This window comes from Stenotrophomonas sp. 96582_Sma (genome assembly GCF_056480905.1).
Genome location: NZ_CM151122.1, coordinates 2672369 through 2699280, shown reverse-complemented (window position 1 = coordinate 2699280; position 26912 = coordinate 2672369). Strand labels below are relative to the sequence as shown.

The 26912-nt window shown below is 67.3% G+C and carries 16 protein-coding genes and 1 pseudogene; 8 read left to right on the top strand and 9 right to left on the bottom strand.

The annotated features are described in order from the left end of the window. Positions 1 to 138 precede the first annotated feature (138 nt). Positions 139 to 12534 carry a filamentous haemagglutinin family protein gene (locus ACZK2R_RS12500; protein ID WP_180838026.1) on the top strand — a complete coding sequence of 4132 codons (12396 nt, stop codon included), beginning with the start codon at positions 139 to 141 and terminating at the stop codon, positions 12532 to 12534. A gap of 378 nt (positions 12535 to 12912) precedes the next feature. Here ACZK2R_RS12500 and ACZK2R_RS12495 read toward each other — a convergent pair whose 3' ends face one another. The 3 genes from ACZK2R_RS12495 to gspH are packed head-to-tail and all read right to left on the bottom strand — an operon-like array spanning position 12913 to position 14329. Next, the gene (locus tag ACZK2R_RS12495; protein ID WP_125893654.1) at positions 12913 to 13527 is read right to left on the bottom strand and encodes a prepilin-type N-terminal cleavage/methylation domain-containing protein; all 615 of its coding nucleotides are present in this window, start codon (positions 13525 to 13527) and stop codon (positions 12913 to 12915) included. Next, positions 13524 to 13886, bottom strand: coding sequence for a type II secretion system minor pseudopilin GspI (gspI, locus tag ACZK2R_RS12490; protein WP_180838025.1), 363 nt, complete (start codon positions 13884 to 13886; stop codon positions 13524 to 13526). Before gspI ends, ACZK2R_RS12495 begins: the two co-directional genes overlap by 4 nt. Next, positions 13883 to 14329: a type II secretion system minor pseudopilin GspH gene (gene gspH, locus ACZK2R_RS12485; RefSeq protein WP_049462512.1), complete on the bottom strand. Its 447-nt coding sequence runs from the start codon at positions 14327 to 14329 to the stop codon at positions 13883 to 13885. The genes gspI and gspH overlap by 4 nt, the downstream gene beginning before the upstream one ends. A 104-nt stretch (positions 14330 to 14433) precedes the next feature. Between gspH and ACZK2R_RS12480 the strand changes: the two genes are divergently transcribed. After that, a complete protein-coding gene (locus ACZK2R_RS12480; RefSeq protein WP_180838024.1) occupies positions 14434 to 14898 on the top strand; it encodes a general secretion pathway protein in 465 nt (154 codons plus the stop codon). A 130-nt stretch (positions 14899 to 15028) separates the two neighbouring features. Here the strand turns inward: ACZK2R_RS12480 and ACZK2R_RS12475 are convergent, their stop codons facing one another. After that, positions 15029 to 15364, bottom strand: a complete 336-nt coding sequence (locus ACZK2R_RS12475; protein ID WP_121503439.1) for a hypothetical protein — start codon at positions 15362 to 15364, stop codon at positions 15029 to 15031. A 201-nt stretch (positions 15365 to 15565) separates the two neighbouring features. Here ACZK2R_RS12475 and ACZK2R_RS12470 point away from each other — a divergent pair, with 201 nt between their 5' ends. The 6 genes and pseudogenes from ACZK2R_RS12470 (at position 15566) to ACZK2R_RS12445 (ending at position 22349) form a co-directional block, all read left to right on the top strand. Next, entirely contained in the window at positions 15566 to 17182 is a 1617-nt protein-coding gene (locus ACZK2R_RS12470; RefSeq protein WP_125893650.1) for a ShlB/FhaC/HecB family hemolysin secretion/activation protein, read from the top strand. A gap of 38 nt (positions 17183 to 17220) precedes the next feature. Further along, complete coding sequence (locus tag ACZK2R_RS12465; RefSeq protein ID WP_125893648.1) at positions 17221 to 19005, top strand: DUF2341 domain-containing protein; 1785 nt, start codon at positions 17221 to 17223, stop codon at positions 19003 to 19005. A 10-nt stretch (positions 19006 to 19015) separates the two neighbouring features. Next, positions 19016 to 19429 (top strand): ExbD/TolR family protein, encoded by a 414-nt coding sequence (locus tag ACZK2R_RS12460; RefSeq protein ID WP_005409874.1) that lies wholly within the window; start codon positions 19016 to 19018, stop codon positions 19427 to 19429. 39 nt (positions 19430 to 19468) lie between these two features. Further along, positions 19469 to 20133: pseudogene (gene tolA / locus ACZK2R_RS12455) on the top strand (cell envelope integrity protein TolA). Positions 20134 to 20175: 42 nt separating this feature from the next. Beyond that, positions 20176 to 21921, top strand: coding sequence for a putative porin (locus tag ACZK2R_RS12450; RefSeq protein ID WP_180838023.1), 1746 nt, complete (start codon positions 20176 to 20178; stop codon positions 21919 to 21921). A 98-nt stretch (positions 21922 to 22019) separates the two neighbouring features. Then, a complete protein-coding gene (locus ACZK2R_RS12445; RefSeq protein ID WP_005409871.1) occupies positions 22020 to 22349 on the top strand; it encodes a hypothetical protein in 330 nt (109 codons plus the stop codon). Between the two features lie 131 nt (positions 22350 to 22480). Here the strand turns inward: ACZK2R_RS12445 and ACZK2R_RS12440 are convergent, their stop codons facing one another. The 5 genes from ACZK2R_RS12440 to ACZK2R_RS12420 all read right to left on the bottom strand — a co-directional run bounded on the left by ACZK2R_RS12440 (position 22481) and on the right by ACZK2R_RS12420 (position 26822). Next, positions 22481 to 23875 (bottom strand): ABC-F family ATP-binding cassette domain-containing protein, encoded by a 1395-nt coding sequence (locus ACZK2R_RS12440; RefSeq protein WP_125893644.1) that lies wholly within the window; start codon positions 23873 to 23875, stop codon positions 22481 to 22483. 126 nt (positions 23876 to 24001) lie between these two features. After that, entirely contained in the window at positions 24002 to 24391 is a 390-nt protein-coding gene (locus ACZK2R_RS12435) for an OsmC family protein (protein WP_180838022.1), read from the bottom strand. A gap of 116 nt (positions 24392 to 24507) precedes the next feature. Beyond that, positions 24508 to 25149, bottom strand: coding sequence for a hydrolase (locus ACZK2R_RS12430; RefSeq protein ID WP_180838021.1), 642 nt, complete (start codon positions 25147 to 25149; stop codon positions 24508 to 24510). A 54-nt stretch (positions 25150 to 25203) separates the two neighbouring features. After that, a complete protein-coding gene (locus ACZK2R_RS12425; RefSeq protein WP_032129426.1) occupies positions 25204 to 25884 on the bottom strand; it encodes a hydrolase in 681 nt (226 codons plus the stop codon). Between the two features lie 71 nt (positions 25885 to 25955). Further along, the gene (locus tag ACZK2R_RS12420) at positions 25956 to 26822 is read right to left on the bottom strand and encodes a pirin family protein (protein WP_180838020.1); all 867 of its coding nucleotides are present in this window, start codon (positions 26820 to 26822) and stop codon (positions 25956 to 25958) included. Between the last annotated feature and the right edge of the window lie 90 nt (positions 26823 to 26912).

Below are 26912 nucleotides of genomic sequence, written 5' to 3'. Positions count from 1 at the left end.
ATGTCCGCTGCATGACAGTGATGCGCCTGTCGCCTTCACGCCGTCGCCACCGTCTATGAGGTGCAGGGCGTGCCTCGAGCAGGCCCATCCGTACACACGCCGCCGCCGACGCGGCCCATCAGGTTGACGAGGTCCCCGATGTCGCACCCGCATTCGCCCACCGCCCGTTTCCCTGCCGCCCTGTGGCGCAGCCACCCGATGGCCTGGGCCGTCGCCGTGGCCCTTGGCAGCATGGTGGCCCCGGCCAGCCAGGCCCAGCAGGCATTCAGCCCCGGCTGGTTCGCCGAGCGCGGTGCGGCGCAGGGCGCGGCGGCACAGAGCGGGCGCATGCCCAACGGCGTGCCGATCCAGTTCCAGCTACCCGCGCAGCAGCAGGATGCGGCACGGCAGAAGCTGCAGCAGTCGATCGACAACCTTGGTACGGCCGCGCAGGCCATCGCCCTGCAGCAGCGCCTGCAGGAACAGGCACGGCAGGCGCGCCGCGAGGCGGGCTTCGTGATCGCCGATGGCCTGGGCAAGGATGGCCTGAAGGTCGACGAGAATCCGCTGACCCGCGGCTGGATCAACGCCCGCGAGGCGATCCAGTCGCAGGCCGCCGACGGGCGGGTGCTGGTCAACATTGAGCAGACAGCCGACCAAGCGATCCTGAACTGGGAAACCTTCAACGTTGGTGGCAACACCACACTGAATTTCCTGCAGAACCCCGACTGGGCCGTGTTGAACCGGGTCAATGATCCCGCCGCACGGCCCAGCCAGATTCTTGGCCAGCTGAAGGCCAATGGCACGGTGTTCGTTGCCAACCGCAATGGCGTGGTGTTCGGCAACAACAGCCAGGTCAATGTCCGCAACCTGGTGGCGGCGGCAGCGCGCATCAGCGACGCGCAGTTCCGTGAGCAGGGTCTGTACAGTGCCGACGCGAACACCTCGGCGCTGACCGACGCCGTAGGCAAAGTCATGGTCGAACGCGGTGCGCGCATCACCACGCACGAGCCGACCACGGCAACGCGGGGCGGTGGTTACGTGCTGCTGGCTGGGCACAGCGTGGAGAACGCGGGCCAGATCGAGACGCGCAAAGGCCAGACCCAGCTTGCCGCCGGCGACAGTTTCGTGATCCGCCGTGGCGTGGGCACGGCGCAGAACACTGCATCGACCACCCGTGGCAACGAGATCGCACCGCGCTTCGTCGCTGACAGCACGGCCGGCAGCGTTCGCAACAGCGGTCTGATCCAGGCACGCGAGGGCGACATCACCCTGGCCGGCCGCATGGTCGAACAGGCCGGCGTTGCGGTTGCGTCCACCACGCTGAATCAACGCGGTACGGTGCACCTGTTGAACTCGGCGTCCGATGCGGCGGGCAGTGTGACCCTGGCCTCCGGCTCGACCACTGCAGTACTGCTGGAAGACGATGGCAAGAGCACGGCGCTGGACAGCCAGCGCGACGCGCTCATCAAGGAATCCACCGAGCAGGACAAGCTGCGCGGTTCCAGCAACAGCGGCACCTTCGACAATCTTTCGCGCCTGCAGGACCGCCGCGAGCAATCGCGCATCGAAGTCGTCTCCGGCGGCGATGTGAACTTCCAGGCCGGCGCACTGGCAGTGGCCACCGGCGGCCAGGTGATCGCCGACGCCAGCCGGCGCAGCTATCTGGATGATGGCGCGCGCGTGGACGTCTCCGGTGCGGTGGGCGTGCAGGTGGCGATGGAAAGCAACAACGTCAAGGTGAAGGTGCAGGGCAATGAGTTGCGCGATTCGCCAGACAACCGTGACAGCGGCAAGCTGATCAACAGCGAGGTGTGGATCGATCGCCGCCAGTTGACCGAAGTCGCCGCCGGTACCGGCGGCTATGAAGGTACGCGCTGGTATGCCGGCGGCGGCCTGCTGGAAGTGGGGGGCTACCTGGACAATCAGGGGCATTCGATCAGCGAATGGGCGGCGCAGGGCGGCACCGTCCAGCTGGCAGGCAAGGAAGTGGTGAGCCACGCCGGTTCGCGCATCAATCTGGCCGGCGGCAGCCTGGATGTGCAGTCCGGCGTGGTGCAGCAGAGCTGGCTGCGTGGCCGCGATGGCCAGTTGTACCGGCTTGACGATGCACCGGCCGAGATGCTGTACGACGGTCTGTACCAGGGCTATGAAGTGAAGCAGGAACGGTGGGGAGTGACCGAATCGTTCCGCAATCCGCTGGTGGCACCCACCCAGCGTTTCGACAATGGCTATTCCGTGGGACGCGATGCTGGCCGTCTGCTGATCTCGGCGCCCACGGCTGTCCTGCAGGGCCAGGTGGATACGGTGGCCTTTCAGGGCCTGCAGCAGACGCGCCGCCCCGACCAGGCGCAGGACGGATACGCGCAGGCACAGACGGCGGCGGCCCGCAACGCCCAGCTCTGGCTGGGGCGTTTCGACAACAACGGCCGAAGTGCAGTGTTCGATTCGCAGATCCGCATCGGAGCGCTCCAGGCCGACACCCGGTCATGGACGTTGCAGGCGCCGATCGGGGAAACACAGCGCAATACCGTGTGGTTGGACAGTGAGGTCCTGAGCGCTCAACGTTGGGGGCAGGTGGACCTCGCTTCTGCGGGCCGTATCGACCTGGATGGCACGCTCAGGTTGCAGGAGGGCGGTCGGCTTGGGCTCACTGCAAGCCGCGTCGGCTTCGGCGGAACGGTGCAGATTGCCGGCGGGCAGGTGGAGGCCGGCAACCTGCTTCCGGCGCTCGGCGGGCCCTCGGCCCTGCTGAGGTCCGGACGCGGCGCGGTGGATGTTGCGGCGGGCGCGCGGATCGATCTTGGCGGTGGCTGGAGCAACGCGCTTGCAGCGCCGGAGGGCGGTCCGGCACAGGCGTGGATCGACGGCGGGCAGGTGCGCTTCAACAGCAGCCACGACATCGCTGTGGGCGAGGGAGCGACGATTCTGGTCGATGCCGGCGGCGCGATCGATGCCAGTGGCAAAGGGCGCGTAGGCAAGGGCGGCAGTGTCAGCCTGCTCGCGGCCAGCACCGAGGTTGCCACCGACGGCAGCGGGCGGATCCGTATCGGCGATGGCGCACGCTTCAGCGCGCTCGGCAATGGCAGCGGCAACTTCACGTTGGCAACAGGCGGTGCGGTGTCTATCGGCGCGCCTGGCACGGACGCATCGGCGGCGTCGTTGCAACTGCAGCCAGCACTGTTCAGGAGTGGCTTCGCCGGCTATGACATCGCCGGGCACAACGGTTTGACGGTTGAAGAAGGTACCCGGCTGCAGGTGGAACGACCGGCGCTGCGCCTGGCCGAGGGCGCACAGCAGGCACTGGCCCGCGAGCAGGGCGTGCAGACTTGGACGCCATCGTTGTATGAGGCGGATCCGGCCAGCGGGCGTGTATCGCAGCGCGGCGGCGCGAGCCTGGCACTGCGCGCAGGGCATCTGCTGTCCACGGCCGATCTGCGCGTAGGCAAGGGCGCAAGGATCGAGGTCGATGCCGGCCAGTCGATCGAACTGTTCAGCGCCGGCAACCTGGACGTGGCTGGCAGTCTGAAGGCGGCCGGCGGCCGCATCCGCCTGGACGAGGCATTCGACCCGACCGGTGTGCGTGGCGATCAACGCCGCGAACGTCGCTGGACGATTGCCGAGGGCGCCCTGCTGGACGTGAGCGGCGATAGCGTTTCCCTGCCCGACGCGCGCGGGACATTGCGCGGACAGGTGCGCAAGGGCGGAACGATCGAGATCGGGGGGGCGTTGGACTGGGAAGACCAGGACAACGTACGCCACTTGCCGCCCGATACCTTCGTGGTGGTGGAGCGCGGTGCGCGGCTGGACGCGTCCGGTGCTTCGGCGCTGCTGGACATTGATGGCAGCGGGCGCACCCGGGTGGACAGCGACGGCGGCAGCATCGTGCTGCGCGCCGGCAATGCGCTGTACCTGCAGGGCGACCTGGACGCAGCAGCGGGCGGCGACGGCGCGCGCGGCGGCACCCTGGGGGTTGCCTTCGGTGGTGGCACCTACGGCAGAACGGCAGACGGCAAGGAGGTGCTGGCACCGCGGGTGATCTCGCTGACCCAGCGTGCCGCGCAGACGGCGGACCTGCCTGCACGCCTTGAGTACGGTCATGCGGCACTGTCGGTGGAGCAGATCGAGGCCGGGGGGGTCGATCATCTGGCGCTGTTCGGCGACATCCGCGCCCAGGGAGATGTCAATCTGCGCATGGATCAGAGCCTGCGCATCCAGGGCTTGAATGAGCGTTACCTCGGCCTCGTCCCGGGCAACAGCGAGGGCGGCCGCCTGCAACTGGCCGCGCCATATGTCCGCCTTGCGCAGGGGCGCTGGTGGCAGCCGGCCGGGGAAGGCACGTTGCGCCCACTGGAGGCAGCGTTCGACAGCGGCCGGCAGCATCGCCTGGACGTGAGCGCCGATCTGATCGATCTGCGAGACGTCACCTGGCTGGCGGGATTTGACCAGGTCGCGCTGCGCAGCCGCGGTGACATCCGCATGCTGGCCCCGGTCGCCAGCAGTTCGCTCGTCTCCACGCTGGCAAGCCCGGGTTCGATCGATATCAGCGCCGCACGTATGTATCCGGCGGCCCGGGCCAAGGGACGTATCGTGGCGGGCGTCCCCGGCATCGGTCCTTCAGGCCTGTCCTGGCAGAACCCCGACGCCGTACTGCGCATCCATGGCATTGCAGGCGGCGCGCAACCGGCACCGGACTCTGCGTTCGGAAGCCTGGAGCTGGTGGCGGCGACGGTGGTGCAGGGCGGCAATGTGCAGGCGCCGTGGGGCCATGTGCAGCTGGGCGGCAGGGAATTCAACGCCGATGCGGCCAGCCGCGTCGACCTGCTTGCAGGCAGCGTGACGTCGGTGAGCGGTGCCGGCCTGCAGCTGCCGTTTGGCGGTACCGTGGATGGTGTGGGCTGGCGCCGTAACGGTGCCGACTTCGATGTGCTGGGCCCCGGCTCGACCAACATCCCGATCGGTATCGACATCGTCGCCAACGCTTTCAATGGCGTGGCGGGCAGTGTGCTGGACGTCTCCGGCGGAGGCGAGCTGTCCGGTGCCGCATTCGTGGCGGGGCGCGGCGGCTCGGTGGACATCCTGAGGCACGCGCTGGCGGATGCGAACCCGCGCTACCGCTTCAGCGGCAGTGACAATGCGGTCTACGCGATCATGCCGGGACGCTCGGGCACGCAGGCGCCGCAGGCGGTCTCGGACGGCAGCGCCGATCCGCGCATCGGCCAGCAGATTGTCATTCCTGCCGGGGTTCCCGGCCTCCCGGCCGGAACCTACACGCTGCTGCCGGCAAGCTACGCACTGCAGAAGGGCGCATTCCGCGTCGAAGTCGGCGCCGAAAGCGCCGTCGGCAGCCGCCAGGCAGTGGCGACCGGCACGGGTTCCTGGCGCGTCAGTGGACACCAGGCGCAGAGCCTGGGCGGTGGAGTCTCATCGCTGCTCACCGATCTGGTGCTGACGCCGGCGGATGTGGTGCGCCGCCATGCCAGCTACAACGAGACCTCCTACAGCACTTTCGTACAGGGCGTGGCTGAGCGGCGTGGTGAAGCGCTGCGCTGGCGGCCAACCGACGCCGGCAACCTCAACCTGGTGTTGGGCGATGGCGCCGGACGTTCGAGCGTGCCAGCCGCGATCTTCCAGGGCGTGTCACGCTTCAACGCCGGCAGCAATGACGGACGCGGGGGCACGCTTTCAGTCAATCTGCTCGCCTCCAATGAGGCAACGCTGGAGATTGCCACCCAGGGCGGTAGTGCCGGCAGCGGCAGCGGCGCCACCCTCTTCGATTCGGCGCTCAATGCGTTCCGCCCGGAAACGATGCTGATCGGCGGCGTGCTGCGACGTGACGCGACGACTTACTCGTTGGAGGGCAGCGCGCAGCACATCGTGGTGCGCAACGGCGTCAACCTGACGGCGCAGGAAGTGCTGCTGTCGGCTGCGTTCGGGGGCAAGGGCATCCTGGTCGAGCAGGGCGCTTCGATCGATACCTTGGCCGGGGCCGATCCCTCGCGCGTGGCGCAGCCCACGGCGCCCTACCTGGTGTCGGGCGGCCTGCTTGCCGTGTCCAACCAGCGCTTGACGGCGCTCAGTGCGCAGGGCGGCAGTGCCGGCGGTCCGGTGGCGATCGACATCGGCGGATGCGTGGTGGACTGCAATGGCCAGACCCGGTTGCTGTCGGCAGGCAGCATCAACGTGGTCACCGACGGCGCGCTGAGCATTGGCGACGCGGTGAGCTACGGCACGCGCCAGCTCGGCCTGGGCATGTCGGCGCTCAATCTCGGCAGCGCCGAGGCCATTGCGGCGGCAGCGGCAGCCGGCGGCCTGCCGGCGGGCATGACCATGAACCAGGAGGTCCTGCAGCGATTGCTGCGTGGAAACACTGCCACCGGCGCGCCGGCGCTGGAGGCGCTGAGTCTGACCGCGCGCGATGCCATCAATGTGTTCGGCAGCGTGGACCTGGATACGCGTGACGGTGCGACCGGCCGCAGCAGCCTGCGCAGCCTGGTGCTGGGCGCCCCTGCCATTCATGGTTACGGCACTGCGGCCGACCACGCGCGCATCTTCGCCGATACGCTGGTCTGGGACGGAACGCTGGCCGGCACCACATTGCCCGGCGGTGAGCAGGCCCAGCCAGCCGGCGAGGCAATGGTGGGTCGGCTTGGCCAAGGGCAGCTGGAAATCGATACGCGGGTGCTGGAGCTGGGGCGTGCGCCCTTCACCCGGCCCAGTTCGTCGGTGGCCGCGGATCGGCAGGTGCTCGGCTTCGCCGGCGTTACCCTGGCAGCGTCGGATCGCATGTTGTTCTCCGGCAAGGGCAGCCTGGATGTCTTCCAGCGGCAGGGCGATTACGTGGCAGGCAGCGGCTGGCAGTTCAGCGGCGGCGCGCTGGATATCGTTACCCCGCTGCTGACCGGCAGTGCGGGCGCGCAGCTGGCAATCCGCAATGGCGGTACGGTGCAGGTGCGCGGTGCCGCGGCAACCGCGGGCAGCGATGCGTTGGGTGCGGAGTTGTCCATCACGGCCGAACGCGTTGTGATCGACAGCCGGGTGGCGCTGGCGTCCGGCCGGTTCGAAGCCAATGCCCGCCAGGGCGTGGCGCTTGGCAGCAATGCAGTGCTGGACATGGCGGGGCGGAAGGTCAGCCTGTTCGACGTGGACAAGTACAGTTGGGGCGGCGACGTAGCGCTGTCGAGCCGTGAAGGTGACATCGTTGCCGACGCGGCGTCGCGCATCGATCTTTCCGCCCGCAACAACCGCGGCGGCCGCTTGACGGTCGCTGCGCTGGGCCCGCAGGGCGGCCGTATAGATCTGGCAGGTACGTTGCTTGGCGGAGCCAGCGGCCGCTACGACGCCGGTGGCACTGAAGTGCCCTACGACGGCGGCGAACTGGTGGTACGTGCACGCCAGTTGCAGGACTTCTCCGGGCTGAACACCCGGCTTACCGCCGGTGGCATTACCGGTGGCCGGACGTTCCAGTTGAGCGAAGGCGACCTGGTGATCGGCGATGAAGTGAAGGCACGCAACGTGGATATCAGCGTCGATGGTGGCAGCCTGCTCGTCAATGGTCGCATTGATGCCAGTGGCGAACAGGTCGGCAGCATCCGCCTGTCCGCCCGCGATGTGCTGCGTATCGACGGAACATTGGACGCGCATGGCAGCGCCTTGCGCGTCGATAGTTACGGCAAGATCATCGACAGCCCGAACCGGGCGATGATCGAACTGAACTCGGCCAGTGGCAGCCTGCAGCTGGGCGCGTCCGCTTCGATGGACCTGCGCGCCGGCACGTCGGTGGCTGCGGGTAGCAGCCCGGGCCAGAACGATGGCCGCGCACGCGGCAGCGTCAAGCTCAACGTGCCACGCGTGGGCAGCAACGACGCCGCGATCGACGTGGCCAGCGGCATCCGTATCGCCGGTGCCGCCGACGTCCAGGTCAACGCCTTCCGCAGCTATGATTCGGCGCCATTGGCCAGCGCTCCGGACGTGCATGGCCATCGTCCGCAGGTGATCAACCAACACTGGCTGGACACGGTTGTGGACCCGGACAACAGCCAGTGGATGAACGCCGCGCTGACCAATACGGTACTGCAGCAGCGTACTGCCGCACTGGGCAGCTATCGCCTGCGCCCCGGCGTGCAGATCGTGGCGCGGACCAGCAGTGACAACCCGCGTGGCGATCTGGTCGTGGCCGGCGATATCGATCTGTCCGGCTACCGCTACGGACCGCAGTCGAACCGGACCGATCCAGCGCGCCGTGGCTTCGGTGAATCGGCAGCGCTGGTGCTGCGCGCCGAAGGCGATATCAACGTCTACGGCAGCATCAACGATGGATTCGCACCGCCGCCTGCCAATCCCGATGAGGACGGCTGGGTGCTGCTGGAAGGGCGCAGTGCCGGTACGCCCAACACGGCGTTCGGTGGCGACCTGATCGTGCCCGGCGAAGGTGTACAGCTGCAGCGCGGCACCGAATTCCGTGCTGGCGCGACGCTGAACTATGCACTGCCCTTCGAGGCCGTGACCCTGCCCGCGGGAACCGTGCTGCCGGCAGAGATGGTGTTGTCCGGACCGCTCCTGCTGCCGGCCGGTACCGTGCTGGGCGCGGTAGTGACCACAGACAGCGGGCAGGTGATGGCGGCCGGCACCGTGCTGGCAGAGGCGCTGGCCTTGCAGTCCGGTGCCCGACTGGGTGCCGGTTTCCGCCTGCGCACGCCGGCGCCGTTGGCCGCACAGGTGTGGCCGGCCGGCGTCACCCTGCCCATGGCGATGAAGCTTTCAGGCGCGCTGAACCTGCATGCCGGTGCGATCATCCCGTCGATGACCAAGGTGGAGCTGCCAGGCGATGCACCGGTGAAGCTGCGGGCGGCCGACGCCAGCGGGCGCCAGGGGCGAAACTGGGCGCTGGCGGCGATGCTGCCCGAAGGCACCACCTCGTGGGATCTGACTGCAGTGGCCGGTGCCGATACGACCGCTGCCGATCCGCGTACCCGCAGCTGGGGAAGTGACGGCAGCATCGTGCTGGCCGACAGCCACTACAGCACCATCGGGACGGTGACCAAGACGACGGAATGGAAGGGTGATCGAATCGTCAATTTGGAAGGTTCTCTGTACTGGTGGGGCGATGAGAGTCTGGCCGGAAAGTCACCTGCCGAGGTGGCCGAGATCATCGGGACCACCGAGGCGGAGATCTGTGGCGCAGGCGCCTTCTGCGGCCCCGCCCCGCGCCTGGTGGACAAGGAAGGCTCGCTGGCATGGTGGGGCGATGAATCCTGGGTCGGTCGCCCGGCTACGGAACTGGGCGCCGAGATGGGCATGTCGGAGGAAGAGATCTGCGCGGCAATGGGCTACTGCTACGGCGGCGGCACGCTTACCGAAGTCACCACCTACGGCAAGCGCCTGGGCGCACCGGCCTGGAGCGTGCTGCGTACCGGCAAGGGTGATCTGGCACTGCTGGCCGCGCAGGACGTGCGCATGAAGTCCGGCTTCGGCGTGTACACCGCAGGTGCGCCGACGCTGCTGGGCGATGGCAGCGACCCCCAGTTCAATCCGGTGCGAACGGCTGCGCCCTGGCACACCTCGCTGCTGGGAAAGAACCAGGTCTCGGGCAACTATGATGCGGCACTGGCCAGTTACCGTGCGTGGTATCCCGACCATGGCGGCGATCTCAGGGTTGAAGCCGGGCGCGACATCATCGGCGACGCCTGGACCGCCCGGTCCGAATCCGGTACGGCGCAGCGCGACCAGGCCGGGCATTCAAGCGCAGCCGTGGGCGGCTGGTTGTGGCGGCAGGGTACGGGCACCACCGAAGGCGTCCAGGCAACACCGACGAGCTGGTGGATCAACTTCGGCACGTACAGCACCGTGGGCGCCGAAGCGGACGCAGCTCCCCGCATGGTCGGGTTCACCGGCTTCGGCACGCTGGGAGGCGGCAATCTGTCACTGGAAGCGGGCCGCCACGCGGGCGTGCTCGACCCGATGGGCAATGCCCTGGGTCTGTTGACCGCGCCTCATTCCAGCGCGATTGTCGCTGCGGTAGGGTCGACCGGGCGCGTCAGCAATGGTGAGCTGCATCTGACCGGTGGCGGCGACCTGACCCTGCGCAGTGGCGGTGCGTTGAATCCTGGCCTGCGCGCCAGCGCGCAGCAGCCGGAGAGTTTCCTGCAGGATCTGGATCTCAATGGCGCGATGACCAACCTGCGCGGCAGCACCCTGCTGCAGGCGGCACGCATCGGTGGCCTCAGCGCGATACAGAGCAGCTACGGAACGCTGGGCCTGATGGATCCGTTCGTGGCGGACGCCCCGGTGGCGATGGCGGGGCCCCTGCTCATTCTGGGTGATTCCACTGCCCGCCTGCAGGCCCGTGGTGACATTGTTCTCGGTGGCGCCGCAGATGCAGGGCGTGTACCGACGGCCAACTACAACGACGTGGTTCTGGGCGATGGCCAGCATGCAGCTGGCACGACGTGGTTCTCGCTCTGGACCCGAGGCACGGCACTGGACCTGTTCTCGGCAGGCGGAAATCTCGCACCCAGCCTGGCCGGAACTCTGCATGCAACCGGTAGCAACATGTTCGCTGAAGGCATCGCGCTGCGCGAGCAATCCGTTCCCGCCAGCATCAATTACTGGCTGTATCCGTCCAGGTTCAGCGCGGTGGCAGCGAGTGGTGACATCATCAGCGCCCCGCTTCGAGGTCTCGGACCAGGGGCGACTACGGGCGATGTGATCCTGCTCGCGCCTTCGGCCAGCGGCCAGCTCGATGTTCTGGCCGGAGGCTCGATCCATGCCGCGATCAACGCCACCGGCATTGCACGTTCCGGTAGCGACGCCCGCCTGCCTGGCCCGTTTGATCCTGCATTCGTGGCCCAGCGGGGCGCCAGCCTGACCCGGGTCGGCCACAATCTCTCCGACGATGGGGTGCAGGGAGCGGATCCGTCGGCGAACCTGCCCTTGTTCGCGTTCGGCCCCAGTACTCCGACCACGGGTGCGCTGACGTCCCGGCCCACGTCGCCCAGCCGCTTCTATGCCGTTGCCGGTGACATCATCGGGTTGGGCAGCGGCGGGCGCAGGCAATTGAGGCGGAACATCGGCGAGGAGAGCCGGACACTGTTCGACTGGTACGAAGCGGGCTCGGCCGTACAGCTGCGCGCCGGTCGCGACGTGATCAATGCGAACGTCACCGCGCTCAACACCAGCGGTACCGATATCAGCGGGATCGAGGCGGGCCGGGACATCATCCGCAGCAACCTGACGGTGGCCGGCCCTGGCAACGTTGAAGTGAGTGCGGGCCGGCAGCTGCGCCAGGAAGAGGCCGGAAGCATCGTGAGCCTGGGTGGCGTCGTCCAGGGCGATGCCCGTCCCGGTGCCAGCATCGCAGTGACTGCCGGCAATCAGGGCATTGACTTCGATGCACTGCGCACGCGCTACCTGGACCCGGTCAACCTGGCCGACCCGGCGCAGTCGCTGGCATCGCAGCCCGGCAAGGCGGTGAAGATCTATGACAAGGAGTTGAAGCAGTGGCTGCAGCAGCGCTTCGGCCTGGCCGTCGACGGCGCCGAGGCGCTGGCTGCGTTCGACCGGTTGCCGAGCGAACAGCAACGGATGTTCCTGCGCCAGGTCTACTACGCCGAACTGCGCGAAGGCGGCCGCGAGTACAACGATCGGAATGGGCCACGTGTTGGTTCTTACCTGCGGGGCCGTGAGGCCATCGCCACGCTGATGCCGGACAAGGATGCAGCAGGTGCGACGATCCAACGCACCGGCGATATCCTGATGTATGGCGGCGCCGGCGTACGTACCGAAGCCGGTGGCAACATCGAGCTGATGGCACCGGGCGGACAGATCGTGGTGGGTGTACAGGGCGTGGTGCCACCGGCCAGTGCCGGGCTGGTGACCCAAGGGCAGGGTGACATCCGGCTGTTCAGCCAGGACAGCGTGCTGCTGGGCCTGTCGCGGGTGATGACGACGTTCGGCGGTGACATCCTGGCCTGGTCGGAGCAGGGTGACATCAATGCCGGTCGCGGTTCGCGGACCACCTTGTTGTACACGCCGCCGCGTCGCGTCTATGACGGCTGGGGCAATGTGATCCTGTCGCCGCAGGCTCCCGCCAGTGGCGCAGGCATCGCCACCTTGAACCCCATCGCCGAAGTGCCGCCGGGCGACGTCGACCTGATCGCGCCGCTGGGCACCATCGATGCGGGCGAAGCGGGCATCCGTGTTTCGGGCAACATCAACCTTGCCGCGCTGCAGGTGCTCAACGCGGCCAACATCCAGGTGCAGGGTGAGAGCAAGGGCCTGCCGGTGTTGGCCACGGTGAACGTCAATGCGCTGGCGTCGGCCAGTGCTGCAGCGAACAGTGCCAGCCAGGCCGCACAGGACGTGATGCGCAAGAGCCAGGACGACGCGCGGCGCAACCAGCCATCGGTGATCAGCGTGCAGATCCTCGGCTTCGGCAGTGGCACCAGCAGCATTGCGCCGCCGGCACGCGGTACCACTGCCAACAGCGGCTACGACGCCAACAGCGCCTTCCAGTTCCCGCAGGCAAGCCGCGACGAAGGCACGCAGCGCCGATAGGCATTGCACGCCACGGTAGGTGCCGACCTTGGTCGGCACGCATTGCCCGGTGCACCGCATCGGGCTGCAGCATCGGGCCAGCCGCCAGGGAACGGTGGCGGCCCCAGCCAGGACGGCACGGAGGGCAGGGAGAGGCCATCAGCGGTGAGGACCACCGACACAGCGCCGCCGGGTGCAGGAGAGCGCCCGGCGGCAGGAGGGACGCGCATGTGTCACGGTAGATGCCGACCTTGGTCGGCGGTAGATCCTCGCCATGCGTGGATGCCCGGACAGCGTCAGTGCCGACCAACGGTCGGCACCCACCAGAGCAGGCTCTGCAGTAGAAGCAGCTCGGCAGTAGATCCACGCCATGCGTGGATGCGGTGCCACGAACCAATCTTAAAGCTCCAGTACCCGCCGGTAACTCAACGGCCCACGCCCATCGCGCAGGCCCAACCGCAGTTCAAGTCCGGTGGCCGGCAATACCTCGCCCTCGCTCGGCAACACGGCCCATCCCGTTCCAGGCTGCCACGCCCGCACCTCGAACCGCTGCACATCGCGCGCCACCGCAATGCCCTTCGACGGATCTGGTGCGGGCAGGGGATACCGGTCCGTAGCCGCACCACTGGCCCGCCACAGCGTGCTGCCCTGCCGCCACCAGCGCACCCGCTGCCAGTGCAGCCCATCACTGCCGACACTGCGGGTGATCTCCAGCGCGAAGCTGCCATCCGGGTGCCGCTCGCTCACCAGCGACGGGGGCAGCAATCGCTGCGGACGATCTGCCGGGCGCACCGCGCCATTCATCAGCGCATCGTCGGCACGCATTTCAATATCGCGCTGGAACTGCTGCAGCACGCGCAGCGCCGTCGTGGTCTCGGCATCGGCCTGGCGCAGGCGCTGGTCGCTGCTGGCCACGCTGTCCAGCGCACGCCAGCAGATCAGCGCCAGCACGCCCATGATGGTGATCGCGATCATCACCTCGATCAGGGTGAAGCCACGCACGGCGCGCCTCATTGCGCCGCCGTCCACGGCAGCTGCATCCGGGCCAGCGACTGTCGCGGTGCATCTTCGGCCACCACGGTCAATTCCAGTTGCGGCTGCCCGTCGCTGCCAGTGCCCAGATGCTGCAGGACCAGGAAGCTGCCGCGTCCCTGCACACAGCGCTGCCGCGCATCCCGCGGCGGCTGCCCGACGAGGCGCAGCTCCTGCCAGCGGTCCTGCGCGCACAACAGCGCCAGGCGACGGTCGCGCAGCCGTGACTGATCGTCGGTCGCCACTGCCACCGAGCGCATCACCGCAGCCAGTGCAATCGATACGATCGCCAGCGCGATCAGCACCTCGATCAGGGAGAATCCGCACGCCGTCTGCTTCACTGCACGACCTGCAATTGTCCGCTGCCATCATCACGAAGACGCAGTGCGCGGCCGTCCAGCGACAGTCCAAGCTCCCAGGCGGTACCGATCCACTCCGGGCTCAGCTCGATGGCGTTGGTGGGCTGCACCGCGATGCCTGCAGCCTGCCACTTCTGTGGACGCAGCAGATCATCGCGTTCAACGGTGACCCAGCGGCTGCCTTCGAGGCGGCTGAAACGATAGCCGGCGGCGTCGGCCTGCCAGCGCAGGGGGCGGCCATCGATGCGGGCCTCGTCGCGCGCCACCTGCAGGCGCTGCGCCAGTCGTTCGCCTTCCTGCCGCAGCTGGCGCGCGGGGTCGAGCAGGCTGCCCAGGCCCAGGCCGATGCCTGCCGTGCAGATGCCGATGATCACCAGCACCACCATCAGTTCCAGCAGGGTGAAACCACGCGGGATGCGTCGCATCGACATTGCCTCCTGTCCCTTGCCGATGCGTGCCAGCGTAGGCCCGCATGATGAAACAAAAGCGTCAGCCGCACCTGCTAGCGTAGGCGGACACGAACGTGGCGATGATGTGGAACATGGACGGCAGGCGCTGGGATCGGAATCGGATGTTGACCCTGCTGGCGGCGACGCTGCTGCTGGCCGTGGTGGCCTATTGGAGCGTCACCCTGTCTGCGGTGGCGCCAGCGGCGGCCGCGAGCGAAGCGCATGCCGAGGCGCCGGTACGGCCGATGTTCGATGCAGTGGCCAGCCTGCCACTGGTGCGGCTGCTGTCGCCCGGTGCGGTGCAGACCGAGGTGGTCGTGCTGGGCGTGATGGCGGGTGACCATGCGCCATTGGCCCTGCTCTCGGTAGATGGACGCCCAGCGGAAGCGTATGCGCCCGGCCAAAGACTCGGACCCTGCACGGTACTGGCCAGCATCAGTGCCAGCGCAGTGGAACTGAACCAGGCCGGGCAATCGCGCAGCCTGCCGGTGCCCGCGCTGCCAGCGGTGCCGACCGATGGCATCGTGCCCGCCAGCTCCCTGTAGAGCCGAGCCCACGCTCGGCTGCGTCTGGAAGAACAGTCGAGCAAGGCTCGACTCTACAAAATCCAGTGGAGCATGGCTCGACTCTACAAAATCCTGCCGAGCGCGGGCCCGGCTCCACGGCTGCGCAGGCTCAACGCGCCGGACGCTGCGGTTCCACCGAACGACCAAAGGCATCGCCCATGCGCTGTCGTGTGCCTTCCAGGTTGTACTGCATCAGCTGGTTGCCCGGCTGCCGCATCAGGCGTTCGGCTTCAGGCAGTGCCGGTGACTTCGCCGATTTCGGCGCCGGGGCCAGTTTGCGTTGCAGGCACTCCCAGGCGGGGATGCGCTCGCCGTTGACCTGTACTTCGATGCACGGCGCGGCATCGTCCTGCTTCTTCGCCTCTCCGGCCCAGGCCGATGGCAACGCCAGCAACAAGGCAAGGGCGAGGGCAGGGCGAAGGCCCGCCTCCAACGACTCACTCATCTTGAATCTCCTGCGAAAACCGACGCTCAGCAATGAAGACGTATGGCGAAGACAGTGTCCGCCTGCAACTGTTCCGGCGCTGTCAAAAGATGACAGTGCTGTCACAAAACTATTGGCGGCTTTGACGCGACGTACACGTCCTGTTGGTAGACCCACGCGCCGCTCCCTGGCCACTCCCTTCGATACGACGCGATGCCTTCGATGACTCCTGTTCCGTGCCGAGCCGTCCGCCTTCCGCTGCGCCTGCATCCGCTGGTGCTGGCTCTGGCCGCGATGCCGCTGCCATTGTTCGCGCAGGACGCGGCGCCTGCGCCCAGCGTGAACATCAATGAATACATCGTGCGCGGCAACACCGTGCTCGATCCGCGCCAGATCGAACGTGCGGTGGAGCCGTTCCTCGGCCCGGGCAAGACCCTGGCCGATGTCGAGAAGGCGCGCGATGCCGTCAATGCGCTGTACCAGCAGGCAGGCTACCAGTCGGTCTACGTCGAGCTGCCCGAGCAGCAGGTCAGTGGCGGCGTCGTGCTGCTGAAGGTGCAGCAGACGCCGATCGGGCAGCTGCGGGTCGTAGGCACGAAGCACGAATCGCCCGAACGCATCCGCGAACGCGTGCCGGCACTTGCCGAGGGCAAGGTGCCGGACTTCGACCAGGCGCAGAAGGAACTGACCGCGCTGAATGAAGGTGGACGTCGGCAGGTGATGCCGCTGGTGCGCGAGGGCCAGGTGCCGGGCACGATGGATGTGGACCTGCAGGTCGAAGAGAAGTCGCCGTGGCGTGCCAGCGCGTCACTCAACAACGACCACAGCGCCGACACCGAGAAGCTGCGCCTGAGTGCATCGCTGGCCTACGACAACCTGTGGAAGCGCGGGCACAGCGCCAACATCGGCGTGTACCTGGCGCCGGAAGATACCAAGCAGGCCAAGGTGTTCTCGGCCTCGTACATGATGCCGTTCGAGGGCACGCCGTGGAGCCTGGAAGCGTCCGGCTACAAGTCCGACAGCCGCGTGCTGAACGCGGGTGGGCAGGTGGGTACCGGCACCGGAACCAATGTAATCGGCAACGGCCATTCGATCGGTCTCAAGCTCAACTATCGACTGGCCGGCAGCAGCCAGTGGTGGCGCCAGCTCAGCCTCGGCGTGGACTTCAAGGACACCGAGGAAGACACGCAGATGGGCAAGGAGAGCCTGAAGACGCCGCTGAAGTACGCGCCGATCACCCTGGCGTTTGTCGGTGTGCGCCAGGGCGAGCAGGATCAGTTGAGCATCAATACCCAGCTGGTGGCCGGTACCCGCCGCCTGTTCGGCTATGGCAGCGATGCCATCGGATTCGGGCAGAAGCGCTACTGGGCGGACCCCAGTTTCATCGCGTTCAAGGCCGATGTGGCCAACACCCACACCTTCGGCAGCGATTGGCAGTGGTACGCGCGCGGCTCGCTGCAGGTGACCGACGCACCGCTGGTGTCGGCCGAGCAGTTCGCCGCCGGTGGCATGTACACCGTGCGCGGCTATCTGTCGGCCGAGGCGATCGGCGACTACGGCGGCCTGGCCAGCCTGGAATGGCGTACCCCGGCGTGGTCGCTGTGGAGCGGCACGGATCTGCGCGTCTACAGCTTTGCCGACGCCGCCTACCTGCGCCTGCGCCAGCCGCTGCCCGAGCAGCGTGACAAGTACAACCTGGCCTCGGTCGGCCTGGGCGCGCAGCTGCGCCTGGGTGAGCACCTGCAGCTGCGCCTGGACTACGCCTGGCCTTATGCCGATGGCCCGGTCACGCGCAAGGACGACCCGCGCCTGCATTTCAACATCAGCACCAGTTACTGACCCTTCCCTTGAACATGCGTTCTCCGGAGACCCTTCGCATGGACCGTTTGCTTTCCCGAGTGTTGTTGCTGCTGGCCGCGCTGGTTGCGCTGCCTGCTGCTGCGGCCGATGCCAATTGGTGGCAGGCCGAATGGAAGTACCGCAAGCCGATTACCGTCGATGCCGGCCCGCAGGGTGCGGGCCTGGCCGGTGACCCGGGCCGTACGCCGCTGCTGCTGCGCCTGCATACCGGCAACTTCGGTTTTGACGGCACCCAGGATGCGGGCAATGACCTGCGCTTCGTCTCGGGTGATGGCCGCACCGTGCTGGCCCACCAGATCGAGCAGTTCGATCCCAAGCTGGGCCTGGCCCTGGTCTGGGTGGACGTGCCGGCGGTCAGCGCCGCGGCGCCGCAGACGATCTGGATGTACTACGGCAACGAGAAGGCCCCGGCCAGCGGCAACGGCCAGCAGGTGTTCGACCCGGACTACACGCTGGTCTACCACTTCGCCGAAGCCAATGCGCCTGCACGCGACACCACCGCCTACGGCAACAATGCCGGTGCTGTGGTGCCGCCGTCCGAAGGTTCGGTGATCGGCCGTGGCGTGCAGTTGGGCGCAGGCCCGCTGCCGTTGCCGGCCAGCGCCTCGCTGGCACAGGAAGCGGGGGCGCCGTTGACCCTCTCGGCCTGGATCAAGCCGGGCAGCAACAATGCGGCGCAGGCGATCTACGCCCGTCGCGATGGCGCCTCCGAGCTGGTGGTCGGTATCGAGAACCGCGTGCCGTTCGTTCAGCTCAATGGCCAGCGCAGCACGCCGGCACAGCCGATTCCGGAAGGGCAGTGGGCGCACGTGGCACTGACCGCGGAGAAGGGTGCGCTGCAGCTGTACCTCAACGGCCGTGTAGTGGCCCAGCTGAGCGGCGAGCTGCCGGCGCTGGGTACCGCGCCGGTGGTGGGCGCCGATGCGCCGGGCGCGGCGCAGCCGCTGGCCAACTTCGAAGGTGCGCTGGATGAGTTGCGCGTCTCGCGGGTTGCACGTCCAGCCGCGCTGCTGCTGGCCGATGCCACCGCTCAGGGCGCCGACTCGCGCCTGATCAGCTACGGCGCCGACGAGCAGTCGGCCGGCCAGAGCCACTTCGGCTTCATCCTCAAGGCGATGCCGTTCGATGCCTGGGTGGTGGTCGCCATCCTCGGCCTGATGATGCTGATGTCATGGGCGATCATGATTGCCAAGAGCCGCCACTTCGGCCGCACCAGCAAGGCCAACGCGGTATTCACCGAGAGCTTCGGCAAGTTGTCCGGTGTGCCGCTGCGCACTCTGTCCGAGATGGACCGCCAGGGCAAGGCGCCGACCGCGATGCATGACGGCTCGCTGTGGCGCATCTACCAGGTGGCCATCGATGAAATGCAGCAGCGCCACCAGCGCGATGGCAACAGTGGCTACCTGAGCGGTGCCACCATCGCCGCGATCCGTGCCTCGATGGATGCGGTGATGGTGCGCGAGCAGGAAGCAATGGCACGGCGCATGAACTGGCTGTCGACCACCATCGAAGGTGCGCCCTACGTGGGCCTGTTCGGCACCGTGATCGGCATCATGCTGGTGTTCGTGGTGGCGGCGATGGCCGGCGCGGTGGACATCAACTCGGTGGCGCCCGGCATGGCCGCGGCGCTGCTGTGTACCGCTGCCGGCCTCGGCGTCGCGATTCCGGCGCTGTTCGGCTATAACTACCTGGGCGCGCGTGCCGAGGCGATCGGCGCGGACATGGCGGTGTTCATCGACGAGTTCGCCGCGCGCCTGGCCGAAGAGCAGGACGGGCGCGGCCCGGCCGCGGTCCAGGGCTGAGGGGCGCGCCATGGGCCAGAAGGCGAAGTTCGGCATCAAGAAGCGCGAGAAGGGCATCAACGTGACGCCCTTCGTCGACGTGCTGCTGGTGGTGCTGGTGATCTTCATCCTGACCAGCAATGCCTCCATCCCCGGTATCGAGGTCAATCTGCCGAAGGCCAGCAACAGCGTGGCCCTGGAAAAGCCGAAGACCAAGGCGATCACCATCGACCCCAGCGGCCAGGTGTTCCTGGATGCCTACCCGGTGACGATGGCCGAGCTGGAAGACCGCCTGCGTACCGAGCGCGCGACCACACCGGATTTTCCGGTGATCGTACGCGGTGATGCGCAGGTGCAGTACGCCCGCGTGGTCGAGGTACTGGACCTGCTGCGGCGGCTGGAGCTGGCCCAGGTCGGCCTGGTCACCGGCAAGGCGCAGGGCTGAGGCATGACGGCCCATCAACCCCCTCGGCCGGAGCCCGGCATGCGCGGTCGCCAGTTGCTGGTGACCGTGGCCCTGGTGCTGGCCGCGTTGCTGGTGCTCGGTATCGCGGTGTGGTGGCTGTTGTTCAAGGACACCGCCAGCACCCGCCGGCCGGTGGTGCAACCGCCGATGCTGGCGCTGCCCCCCCTCCGCCGCCGCCCCCGCCGCCCCCGGAAAAACCACCGGAGCCGGAGACGCCGCCGGAAGAGACGATGCCCGAGCCGGAGCCGCTGGATCAGCCGACGCCGGCCGAAGAGCCGACGCCGACGCCGGATAACAGCGATCCGGTGACGATGAATGCCGACGCGCAGGCCGGTGGTGACAACTTCGGTATCCAGTCCGGCAGTGGTGGCGGTTCGTCCGGCGTTGGCCGTGGTGGCGCCGGCAACGCTACCTACGGCCGCTACCTGGGCTACCTGATGCAGCAGGCGATCTCGCGCGACGACAAGGTCAAGCGCCTGGCGTTCCAGCTGCAGGTGAATGTGTGGCTGGCCAACGACGGCCGCCTGGAGAAGGTCGAGCTGGTACGCGGCAGTGGCAACGAGGAGGCCGACGCGGCCGTGCTCGATGCCCTGCGTCGCATCGGCAAGGTTGACCAGGCACCGCCGCCGTCACTCGATTTCCCCGCCCGCGTCCTGATCCAGGGCCGCCGGCCCGGGGCCTGATTCCCGACTTCCATGATTCCCCTTCTTTCGATGAGAACCGTGATGAACGACCACGTCCGCGCACGAACCGACTCCCGCCGCCCGCGGCCGGCCCGACGGGCGCTGCTGTGCTGCGCCGTGCTGCTCAGCCTGGCTGCACCGGCCGGTGCGATGGCCGCCGAAACCACCATGGTCAAGCTGATCAAGGGCCTGATCGCCAGTGGTGCACTGAAGCCCGAAGACGGCCAGGCGTTGTTGGTGCAGGCCGAAGCCGAAGCGGTGGACGCACAACGCACCGCAGCCAGCGGCAGCACGGCCGCCAGCGGTGGCGTGGCCCTGGAAGCCGGCGACGTGCGCGTGCCCTACGTGCCGCAGAGCGTACGCGACGGCATTCGTGACGAGGTGCGCCAGGACGTGATGGCGCAGGCCAAGGCGGAAGGCTGGGCGGCACCCAACGAAGTGGCCGAATGGACCAAGCGCATCAAGGTCACCGGTGACATGCGTGTACGCAGCGAGTCGCGCTTCTACTCCGAGCGCAACAGCGACATCGTGAGCAACTGGGCGTCGATCAATTCCGGCAACGGCTTCGATACCAACACCAATACCAACCTGCAGCTGCCGCCGCTGCTGAACACCCGCCAGGACCGCCGCAACCTGTGGCGCATCCGTGCCCGCCTGGGCATCGAGGCCACCATTGGCCAGCACACCACGGCCGGCGTGCGCCTGGCCAGCGGCAGCAGCAATGGCCCGGTGTCGACCACCGAGCAGCTGGGTGGCGGCCTGAGCAAGAAGGACGTGTGGCTGGACCAGGCCTGGCTAGCCTACAGCCCGGCGGACTGGGTGACGGTGCGTGGCGGCCGCTTCGGCAATCCGTTCTGGACCAGCGACACGCTGTTCTCCAACGATCTCAATTTCGATGGTCTGGCCGCGAACCTGAAGTATGACTTCGATGGTGGCGACCTCGACCTGTTCGGCAACCTCGCGGTGGTACCGCTGGAGTACACCTCCGACAGCTCGCCGAGCCAGAGCAAGGTCAAGACTCCGAACGAGAACAAGTGGCTGTCCGGTGCCCAGGTGGGCGTGAACTGGCGCTTCAACGATGACAACGCACTGCGTGCTGCGCTGGGCTACTACGACTTCAAGAACATCAGCGGTCGCCTGTCCTCAACGTGCTCGCTGTATTCGGGTGCGGTGGGCTGCGACACTGACTGGTCGCGCCCGGCGTTCATGCAGAAGGGCAACACCCTGATGCTGATCCGCAACATCGCGCGCAATCCGGTGGATCCGGCCGGTACGCCGACCCCGCAGTATGTCGGCCTGGCCTCGGCCTTCCGCCTGGCCACGCTGAACCTGCGCTGGGATACACAGCTGGCGCAGGGCATCGGTCTGCGCCTGGATGGCGATTACATCCGCAACCTGGCCTACGACAAGCAGGCCATGTTCAGTCGTGCCCAGAACGGCATCGTCAACAACTACGGCGCCGGCGATACTGTCGGCATCGATACCTTCCGCAGCGGCGACACCGCCTGGATGCTGCAGGCCACCTTCGGTGCTACCGAGCTGAAGGAGAAGGGCCAGTGGCAGGCACTGCTGGGCTACAAGCACATTGAGGCCGACGCGTTGCCCGACGCCTACAACGATCCGAACTTCCACCTGGGCGGCACCAACGCCCGCGGTTACTACGTGGGCGGTGCCTACGCGCTGGACGCGCGCAGCTGGATCAGCGGCAAGTGGATGGCGGCCAAGGAAGTGTCCGGTGCGCCGCTGTCGATCGACGTGTTCCAGCTGGAGTTCAACACCGGCTTCTGAGTGGCGGGCGTGATGCGGATCACGTAGTGCGTGGCGGGGGCGCAGCGATGCGCCCGTCTAAGGAAAGGAGACCACGCGTTGTTCAAAAGGAGGAGTGGATGAGCCGTCGCAAACTGTTCGAGAGTCCCGAACCGTCCAGCCAGATGCTGGGTGTTGGACCGGCCTATGTTTCAGTGGAGGGCCTGCGCCAGCACCTGGCCGAGTTCCTGCTGTATGCGGGCCGGCCGGTGGTGATCATGCGCGGGCGCAGCGAAGTGGGCTACTTCCTACCGGCGCGCTGCTGGCGCCAGCGTGACGATGATCCGCTGGCGGCGGCTGCCGCCGACCAGCTGCTGGATGCGGCCGGTTTCCAGGCCGAGGACATCCAGCAGGTCGAACAGGAATTCAACGCGATGCGCCAGCGCACCGTGCTGCATTCACGGCGCTGAGCCTTCCGTAGAGCCGGGCCCATGCTCGGCTTTTCGGGCGGTTGCACGCGACGTTGGCAACAGCCCCTGTCGTTGTCTTCGCCTCTACAGTAGATCCACGCCATGCGTGGATGGCACACGCCCGGCCGCAGCTACAACGCCAGCACCTGTCCCGGTTCCAGCGCCTGCAGAAATGCGTCGTCATGCGACACCACCACCAACGTGCCCGGGAACACCCGCAGCACCTGCAGCAAGTGCATCCGCAGCGTCATGTCCAGGTTGTTGGTGGGTTCGTCCAGAACCAGCAGCGTCGGGGGTTTGGCCGCCATCAATGCCAATGAAAGCCGCGCCCGTTCGCCACCGGACAATGCGGACACGTGCGTCTGCGCCGTGGCGTCGCCGCGGAACAGGAAGTCGGCCAGGTGCAGCCGGCACTGGGTCTGGCTCCACTCCGGCATTTGGGCAGACAGCGCCTGGAGAGGCGTGACCTGCATCGGCAGGTCCCGGTAGTGCTGGTCAAGCAGGGCGATCTGAGCAGCTGGCGGCAGCAACCAGTCACCATCACGGTGGATGCTTGGGTCGCCGCACAGCGCGCGGGCCAGCGTGGACTTGCCGCTGCCGTTGTCACCGGTGATCGCCAGGCGATCGCCGACATCCAGGCGCAGATGCAGTCCACCCAGCACCGTTTCCGTGGCATGCGCCACGCTGGCGTCGGTCAGCTGCACCACCACTCCCTCACGTCGCCAGCCGGCCGGCAACGCGAAGGCAGGCTCGATGATGGTCTCGCGCTGCAGGTCATTGCGACGAGCCTCGATGTCTTCCTGCTGCTCACGGATCTGCAGTTGCTTGCCGCCGGCGGTGGTATTGCCACGGCCGAGCTTGGTGGCTGAACGGACGCCGCCCCACTTGCGCTGTTCGACCTTGCGCACGCCGCGTTCCCGCGAGCTCGCGGCGCGCTGCTGTTCGCGCATCAACGCCTCATGGGCCTGGCCGCGCTCCTGATCCAGCTGGCGCAGCTGCCGGTCGCTGGCCTCGCGTCGCTGCTGCAGGTCCGCCTGATAGTCGCGGTAGCGACCGCCGAAGTGGCTCACGCGCCCGCCACGTATGTGCCAGAGCTCATTACAGAGCGCATCGATCAGGGCTTCATCGTGGGTGGCCACCAACAGTGCGTCGTGGAACTGGCGCAGGCGCGCGATCAGCGAGCGGCGTGCACTGCGGTCCAGGTGATTGCTGGGTTCATCCAGTAGCAGTACATCGGGGTCGGCATCAAGCGCGCGGGCGAGCGAATGGCGCATCTGCTCGCCGCCGCTGCGAGAGGAGTCATCCAGTACGTGCTGCGGCACGTAGGCGATGCGTGCGCCATCGCGGCGGATGATGGTCCCGCCACTGGGCACCAGAGTACCGGCCAATATCTGCAGCAGGCAGCTCTTGCCGCTGCCGTTGTCGCCGATCAGGGCGATGCGGGCACCTGAGGGCAGGTGCAGGTTGACGTCGGCCAGCAGGGCGCGGCCGTTGAAATCCAGATCCAAAGCATGGGCACGTAACATCGCGTGCGGTCCTCCTGTTGCTGCGCGCTCACTGCATCCGAACGCGGACGCGCAGCTTGGAACAGGGGCGAGGCCGGAACAAGCGAGGAACCGGCCAAGATCCGCCGCAGGTGGGCCAGACCTCCTTCAGCCGCGCTCACTGGTGATGCGCGCACCTTCGCGCATCACCAGCGTCACCGGGGTCTTTTCCACCACCTCCAGCAACCGCTGCCACTGCGCATCGCTCAGCTCGGCGCTGGCATGCAGCACGCGGTGCACGTGGAAGCGTCCATCCGCATCGCGTTCCGAACGCAGCTCGGCATGGAACTCGCCCAGCTCCCAGTCCTTGCGTTGCGCGTACATGCGCAGGGTGATGGCGGTGCAGGCGGCCAGCGAGGCCAGGTACAGATCGAAGGGCGCGAAGCCCTTGCCCTGACCGCCCAGCGAGGCGGGCTCGTCCGCGTCTACATCAAAGCTTCCATTGCTGATGTGGTGCAGGTAGTTGTCGCCGGTCGAAACAATGCGCGCGTAGGCCATCACATTCTCCATCTGTCTCTAGCGTCGAGCCACGCTCGACCAAACCCACTGTAGCGTCGAGCCATGCTCGACTGCTCCCAAAGGCGGCGCCAGCCAATGCCAGCGCCGCCACCCAATCACTCGGTACGATCGTACGAGAACTGGATGCCTGCCGTACCACCGGTTTCGATGAAGAGGTTCATGAACGCCGGCACCGTTTCTGAGCGGGCCCAGTCGCGCTGCAGTTCGCAGAACAGCTGCGGCACGCTGATCAGCTGGCCACCTGCCTGTTCGATGCGGCGCAACGCGGCATCGTGCGCGGCCAGCGAAGTGCCACCGACGGCGTCGACCACCACGTACACCTCATAGCCTTCCTTCAAGGCGTCCAGCGCCGGGAAAGTCAGGCAGGCTTCGGTCCACAGCGCGGTCATGATCAGCTTGCGACGGCCGGTGGCTTCCACCGCCTGGCGGAACTCGACGTCTTCCCAGGAATTGATGGTGGTGCGGTCGTAGGTGGGGTAGTCGCCCAGCACCTTGCGCAGCTGCGGAATCGGCGGCTTGTTCAGGCCGGTCTTGACGTTGACCGTCGAATGCACGATCGGCAGACCGTAAGCCACAGCGGCCTTGGCGGTGCCGACGATGTTGTTGACCAGCAGCTGGCGGTCCATCGAGGCGATGGAGTTCACCTGCACCGGCTGGTAGTCGATGATGATGAAGGCGGAATTCTGCGGGGTCAGCAGGTGGTCGCTGGCCGGGTCGCGGATCGGTTCACTGGACATGGTGGGTCTCCGGTTGGGAGGGGGCCGGCGGCAGGCCGGCACCCCGGGGGCAGCTCAGCTGCGCTGCGAATCCAGCTGCTCGTGGTTCTTCTGCACGTCCTGCGCCTTCAGGTAGCTCTCGATCAACAGCTGGTAGTTCGGGAAGATCTTCGTGTAGACCTCGGCCCATTGCTGGGCATCGTCACGGTTCCAGCTGCGCTGGATCTCCGAGGCCACCGCGGCGGTGTCCATTGGCACCACGCCGGCCTGCACCACGCGGGCCAGGGTGATCTCTTCAGCCATCTTCGAATAGGTGCCCGAGGCATCGATCACCGCGAACACCTGGTAGCCATCGGCCACGGCGGCGATCGACGGGAAGGCCATGCACACGCTGGTGATGGTGCCGGCGATGATCAGCTGCTTGCGGCCGGTGGCCTTCACTGCAGCAACGAATTCCGGGTTGTCCCAAGCGTTGATCTCACCCTTGCGCGCCACGTACTGAGCATGCGGGGCCGCGTCGTGGATCTCCGGGATCAGCGGGCCGTTCGGGCCCTGCGGGACCGAGGCGGTGGTGATCACCGGCATCTTTGCCAGCGTGGCCATCTTCGCCAGCGCAGTGGCGTGGGCGCGCACGCTGGTGAATGGCATGTCACCGATGGTCTGGAACAGGCCGCTCTGGTGGTCGATCAGCAGCATCGCGGCGTTGTCCGGATCGATCACCGGGCGGGCACCGTTGAAGTTGGCGGGGGTACTCATGGTCAGTCTCCTGGGGAAGGTGGGCGATGGCCCATTGGCGCGGCGGGTCATCGCCCGCCGCGCGGAAGCGCTCAGTGCGCGATCTGGCCGAAGCGGCCGCTGTTGAAATCGTTGACCGCCTGGCTGATCTCGGCCTGGCTGTTCATCACGAACGGGCCGTAGCCCACCACCGGCTCGTCGATCGGCTCGCCGCTGAGCAGCAGCACAGTGGCGTCGCTGTCGGCGTCGACGAACACGTCCTCGCCGCTGCGATCGAAGGTGACCAGCTGCGCCTCGCCGACCGGCTGGCCGCCGTTGATCCGGACCGAGCCCTTCAGCACCACCACCGCCAGCGTGCGGCCATCGGCCACCGGCAGTTCGGCGTGGTGGCCCTGCTGCAGGCGGATGTCCCAGACATCCATCGGCGTGTGGGTACGTGCCGGACCGGCGTGGCGGTCGAAGCGGCCCGCGATGACACGCACGCGGCCGGCGCCCTCAGGCAGATCCACCGAGGGGATCTCTGCGTCAAGCAGGGTCTGGTAGCCCGGTGCGCCCATCTTGTCCCGCGCCGGCAGGTTGACCCAAAGCTGGACCATGTCCAGCGTGCCGCCGCGCTTGCTGAATTCCGGTGTGTGGAATTCCTCGTGGAGAATGCCGGAGGCCGCCGTCATCCACTGCACGTCACCCGGGCCAATGGTGCCGCCGGCCCCGGTCGAATCGCGGTGGGCGACCTCGCCCTCATAGACGATCGTGACCGTCTCGAAACCGCGATGCGGATGCTGGCCGACACCACGCGGCGTTTCGCTGGGCGCGAAGCGGTAGGGGCCGGCATAGTCCAGCAGCAGGAACGGGCTCAGGTGCTGGCCGTGGGTGTTGTAGGAAAACATCGAGCGGGCGGGGAATCCGTCGCCCACCCAGTGCGGGCGGGGGGCGCTGTAGGTACCGGTGACACGCTTCATGGCGATCTCCTGGCCGGGGCTGCCGGCCGCTGTTCTTCGTTGCAGGAGACGATATCGCCGCGACAATTGGGCCGGTAGACGCCAATATTT

Bases quoted from the DNA above. Each gene is read 5' to 3' on its own strand.
- ACZK2R_RS12495 (WP_125893654.1), bottom strand. From the start codon at position 13,527: ATGAGGCGCGCCGTGCGTGGCTTCACCCTGATCGAGGTGATGATCGCG.
- ACZK2R_RS12475 (WP_121503439.1), bottom strand. From the start codon at position 15,364: ATGAGTGAGTCGTTGGAGGCGGGCCTTCGCCCTGCCCTCGCCCTTGCC.
- ACZK2R_RS12445 (WP_005409871.1), top strand. From the start codon at position 22,020: ATGAGCCGTCGCAAACTGTTCGAGAGTCCCGAACCGTCCAGCCAGATG.
- ACZK2R_RS12460 (WP_005409874.1), top strand. From the start codon at position 19,016: ATGGGCCAGAAGGCGAAGTTCGGCATCAAGAAGCGCGAGAAGGGCATC.
- ACZK2R_RS12425 (WP_032129426.1), bottom strand. From the start codon at position 25,884: ATGAGTACCCCCGCCAACTTCAACGGTGCCCGCCCGGTGATCGATCCG.
- ACZK2R_RS12470 (WP_125893650.1), top strand. From the start codon at position 15,566: ATGACTCCTGTTCCGTGCCGAGCCGTCCGCCTTCCGCTGCGCCTGCAT.
- ACZK2R_RS12430 (WP_180838021.1), bottom strand. From the start codon at position 25,149: ATGTCCAGTGAACCGATCCGCGACCCGGCCAGCGACCACCTGCTGACC.
- ACZK2R_RS12465 (WP_125893648.1), top strand. From the start codon at position 17,221: ATGGACCGTTTGCTTTCCCGAGTGTTGTTGCTGCTGGCCGCGCTGGTT.
- ACZK2R_RS12435 (WP_180838022.1), bottom strand. From the start codon at position 24,391: ATGGCCTACGCGCGCATTGTTTCGACCGGCGACAACTACCTGCACCAC.
- ACZK2R_RS12420 (WP_180838020.1), bottom strand. From the start codon at position 26,822: ATGAAGCGTGTCACCGGTACCTACAGCGCCCCCCGCCCGCACTGGGTG.
- ACZK2R_RS12500 (WP_180838026.1), top strand. From the start codon at position 139: ATGTCGCACCCGCATTCGCCCACCGCCCGTTTCCCTGCCGCCCTGTGG.
- ACZK2R_RS12440 (WP_125893644.1), bottom strand. From the start codon at position 23,875: ATGTTACGTGCCCATGCTTTGGATCTGGATTTCAACGGCCGCGCCCTG.
- ACZK2R_RS12450 (WP_180838023.1), top strand. From the start codon at position 20,176: ATGAACGACCACGTCCGCGCACGAACCGACTCCCGCCGCCCGCGGCCG.
- gspH (WP_049462512.1), bottom strand. From the start codon at position 14,329: ATGCGACGCATCCCGCGTGGTTTCACCCTGCTGGAACTGATGGTGGTG.
- ACZK2R_RS12480 (WP_180838024.1), top strand. From the start codon at position 14,434: ATGATGTGGAACATGGACGGCAGGCGCTGGGATCGGAATCGGATGTTG.